The 3,840-nt window shown below is 71.7% G+C and carries 5 protein-coding genes and 1 pseudogene; 4 read left to right on the forward strand and 2 right to left on the reverse strand.

Annotated features, from left to right (window positions below):
• The 3 genes and pseudogenes from ACWF94_RS35870 to ACWF94_RS35880 all read left to right on the forward strand — a co-directional run.
• Positions 1-429 (forward strand): HEAT repeat domain-containing protein (locus tag ACWF94_RS35870; protein WP_453498549.1); only part of this gene is annotated, 429 nt, incomplete at its 5' end.
• A gap of 52 nt (positions 430-481) precedes the next feature.
• Positions 482-607: pseudogene (locus tag ACWF94_RS35875) on the forward strand (CoA-transferase); the annotation flags it as partial.
• A gap of 53 nt (positions 608-660) precedes the next feature.
• Positions 661-1,530: an SCO6745 family protein gene (locus ACWF94_RS35880; protein WP_453498551.1), complete on the forward strand. Its 870-nt coding sequence runs from the start codon at positions 661-663 to the stop codon at positions 1,528-1,530.
• Between the two features lie 455 nt (positions 1,531-1,985).
• On the opposite strand, the gene ACWF94_RS35885 is transcribed toward ACWF94_RS35880, so the two are convergent.
• Positions 1,986-2,462 carry a pyridoxamine 5'-phosphate oxidase family protein gene (locus ACWF94_RS35885; protein ID WP_453498554.1) on the reverse strand — a complete coding sequence of 159 codons (477 nt, stop codon included), beginning with the start codon at positions 2,460-2,462 and terminating at the stop codon, positions 1,986-1,988.
• Positions 2,463-2,599: 137 nt separating this feature from the next.
• Here ACWF94_RS35885 and ACWF94_RS35890 point away from each other — a divergent pair, with 137 nt between their 5' ends.
• On the forward strand, positions 2,600-2,887 hold the full coding sequence (locus ACWF94_RS35890) for a hypothetical protein (protein ID WP_453498557.1): 288 nt from the start codon (positions 2,600-2,602) through the stop codon (positions 2,885-2,887).
• A 30-nt stretch (positions 2,888-2,917) separates the two neighbouring features.
• Here the strand turns inward: ACWF94_RS35890 and ACWF94_RS35895 are convergent, their stop codons facing one another.
• Positions 2,918-3,661 carry a VWA domain-containing protein gene (locus ACWF94_RS35895; protein WP_453498560.1) on the reverse strand — a complete coding sequence of 248 codons (744 nt, stop codon included), beginning with the start codon at positions 3,659-3,661 and terminating at the stop codon, positions 2,918-2,920.
• Between the last annotated feature and the right edge of the window lie 179 nt (positions 3,662-3,840).

Consider the following 3,840-nt stretch of genomic DNA (forward strand, 5'->3'; position numbering starts at 1 on the left):
GTGCTGCGTCATGCCGGGCACCCGGCGCCGGAGGTGCGGCGGGAGGTGGCGGCGGCGCTGGGCGCCCTCGCGGCGGGGGATCGGCCTCAGCCCGAAGGCATCGGCGCGCTCATCGTGCTGGGCCGGGACGGGGACGACCGGGTCAGGGAGCGGGCCGTCGCCGCGCTGGCCCGCCTGGACGCGGACACCTCCGCCGTCCGGGAGGCGCTGGCCGAGCGGCTGGGAGATGTCGTCCCGACGATCTCGGCCGAGGCGGCGCTCGGCCTGGCGAAGCGTCAGGACGGGCGCGCGGTCGAGACGCTGGCGGGGTTGCTGGCGGACGGGAAGCCGGATGGGGTGGCCCGGGAGACCGCGGTGGAGGCGGTCGGGCTGATCGGGGACGAGGGGGTGCGGGGGTGGCTCGGTGGGGTGGTGCCGAGGTGTCGGTGAGCGGGTGCGGGCGGGGCCGGCCGGGCCGAACGCGTTCCGCTTCCCCCGTATCCCCCGTGTCCCCCGCTTCCACCGTGTCCCCCGTGTCCCCCGTGTCATCTCCGACCTCGGGGGCTTCGACTTCGCGAGGCCGGATCAGTCGACGCGGCTCGTCTCGGTCCACCCCGGGGTGTCGATGCATGCCACAACCGGAATGTGTCCAGGATCACATCGCCCGGCACAATGTCCGCCATGACAACTACCGTCGATACCCACACCGTCACACCGCGTGATCTGTGGACTCTGTTCGAGCCGATTCACTCCGTTACGTACTTCGCCCCCGAGGCCGTCACCGCGTTCGAGGACGCGGGTCTTGAGGGATTCTGGCAAGGCTATTTCGCCGGGCGGGCCGCGCCGTTCGGGAAGGCGCCCGCCGAGCACGTAGCGGCGGCCTTCTACTCCTACGCACCGCACATGGTGGCGCTGGCGCTGCCCGCCGTGTGGGAAGTGACCGCGCCCGAACGGGCCCTGGAGGTGCGCCGGGCGGGGGCGCGCGAGGCGCTGCGGCGGCTGCTCGCGGGGCAGGAGGGCGCGGTGGAGCGGGCGGCGGCGCTCCTCGCGCCGTACGCGCGGGCGCTGGACTGTGCGGGACGTCCGCTGGCCGGGGCGAACGCGGCGCTGCCCGTGCCCGGCGGCGACGAGCCGTTCGATCTGCTGTGGCACGCGGCGACGCTGCTGCGCGAACACCGGGGCGACGGGCATCTCGCGGCGCTGGTCGCGGCGGACCTCGACGGCTGTGAGGTGCTGGTGCTCCGGGCGGGGGCGGATCTGCCGCGCTCCGAACTCCAGCCGTACCGGGGGTGGACGGACGAGGAGTGGGACGCGGCGGCCCGGCGGCTCACCGGGCGCGGCCTGCTCGACGAGTCCGGTACGACGGCGGCCGGGCGCGGGCTGCTCGACGAGGTGGAACGGGCGACCGACCGGGCGGCGGCCCGCGCCTGGCCCGATCTGACCCCCGCCGTCTCGGCAGCCCTGCTCGCGGCGCTGAGCCCGCTGGCGGAGACCGTCGCCCGGACGCTGCGCTACCCGAACCCCATCGGCGTCCCTCGGCCGACCGTGTAGGGAGCGCGGGGAGATCTGCCGCGCCCGGGTCCTGCCGACCTTGCCCTGATCCCGGCCGCTCCGCCCCCCGCGCCCCCGCGCCTTGATCGCCCCCAGAGCTTCACCTGGGTGGGGGTGCCCCCAGGCGGGGCTGAATTCCCGACCGGGTCCGCACCGTCAGCCCGTCCGGCGCTTGAGGACGGACCGGCACGCCCCACAGCCCGAGCCCTTGTCGGGGCTCCGCCCCGAACCTCCCCCTACGCCCTGCGGCGTGGGGGGACCCCCAGCGCCTCAACGCCGACGAGGCTGAACTCGCCCCCCAGGGAGCGCGAACACTCACGTCGTGGGCCACTCCCCGGACAACCAGGGTCACCACAACCAGCCCGTCCGGCGCTTGAGGACGGACCGTTCGGCCCGGGGACCGGAACAGCTCCAGGACCCGCGCCGGGGCATGCCAAAGCCACAAGCGCATGCGCTCAGGCGCGGCGCCGGGTCACCGCCGGAGCGCCCGGGTGCCAGGACTGGACCACCAGTTCGTCGCCGTCGACATACGTCCGCACCACATCCGTCAGCTCGACCCGGAAGAGATGGAACGGCTCCGGCGGCTTCACGGCCTCGGTGAAGCGGGCGATGTCGTCGGGGTCGGTCACTTCGACCGCGCGGCCGGAGAGCTTGATGTCGCCGTCGGCCATGGTGTCCTCACCGCCGGGGTTCGCGTGCACGGCGCACCGGGCGTCCCGGCGCAGATCGAGCGCCTTGCGGGAGCCGTGCATCATGCCGAGCCACAGTTCACCCGCGCGGATGGTGACTTCGAGCCCGGTCACCCGGGGCGACCCGTCCTTGCGGAGGGTGGCGAGCACATGGTGACGGTGGCTCTCGAAGCGGGCCCGGGCGAGATCGGCGAACGCGGGCTCGGCCGCCTGGAAGTCCGCCCATGCGGAAGGTGGGGTCATGGCGGAATCCAAACACCGAACCCAGACATCTTCTGTCAGGATTCACATCGGGCGGCGAACGTGTTGTGCTGGTAGACGGGTACGGAACGCCACCGTGGCGGTGGGAGGGTCCGCGGCCCCCGTTCCAGGAGGATCCGATGGCGATTTTGATGCATGCCAAGCTCCCGGACGTCAGCACCGATCAGTACGACGCCCTGAACACCGAACTCCAGGCGCTCCCCGGCGACACCTACGCGGGCTGTCTGGCCCATATGTGCACCCCGGCCGGCTCGGGCATCGAGGTCTTCGACCTCTGGGAGTCCGAGGAGGCCATGGACAAGTTCTTCACCGTGATGATGCCGGTCGCGGAGCACCAGGGAATGCCGGTCTCGTCGGAGCGTCCGACGGTCACGGAGGTCTACCGCTACTACATCCCCGGCACCTGACCCCGTCCCCAGCCTCACAGGGCGATACAGCTAGCGCGCGATGCCCTGGGCCCGCGCGGCGGTCAGCCACAGCGGGAACTCGCTCACGAGCCGGTCGTACAGCTCACCGTCCGAGACCTGCCGGGGGTCCATCCCGGCGTGGAAGTAGCCGGCGTTGTCCACGGGCCGTCTGGCGGGCACGGGGAGTTCGTCCAGCTTGCGCAGAAAGTCGAACTGGGTGCTGCGCTTGTTGCCGAAGCCGACGAACTGCCAGAACAGGGGCAGCCGCGCGGCCTTGCACAGATACATCTCGGCCGCGCGCTTGTTGATGGGGCCGCCGTCGGTCTGGAAGACGACCAGCGCGGGGGCGGTGGAGCCGCTGTCGATGTAGTGGTCGATGACGGCGTCCATCGCGAGGTGGTAGCTGGTCTTGCCCATGTGCCCGAGGCCCGCGACGATGTGCCCGACCCGGCCCGCGTGGTTCTCCAGGGCGATGTCGGTGACGGCGTCGACATCGGTGGAGAAGAAGACGACGGGCACGATGCCGTCGTCGTCGAGATTGGCCGCGAGCCCCAGCACCCGGTCGGCAAGGGCCTGCACACTGCCGTCCTTGTAGTAGTCCCGCATCGAGCCGGAGTAGTCGAGGACCAGATACACCGCTGCCCGGTGGCCGTCGAGTCCGTGCTTCCGCAGGGAGACACCCGCCGACTTGTAGAGGCTGACCAGTGCGGGAGCCTTCTGCTGTACCTTTTCGAGGCTGATGGCCGGTCCCCCGGCTCCGAACGCTGCGACCACGGCGCGGCTCCCCCTTCACTCGCTGCTCAGCGGTTGTCAGTTGGTTGACAGTTCGACAGGTATGCCGAGATTACGTCATGTGTACGACAACGGGACTCTGATCACCGCTATCACGCGAGCACCTGTGCCGGGGACGGCCCGGGACATGGCACGGCGCCTGCCCGGGTCCGGTCGGGGAC

The organism is Streptomyces sp. NPDC055078 (assembly GCF_053607985.1).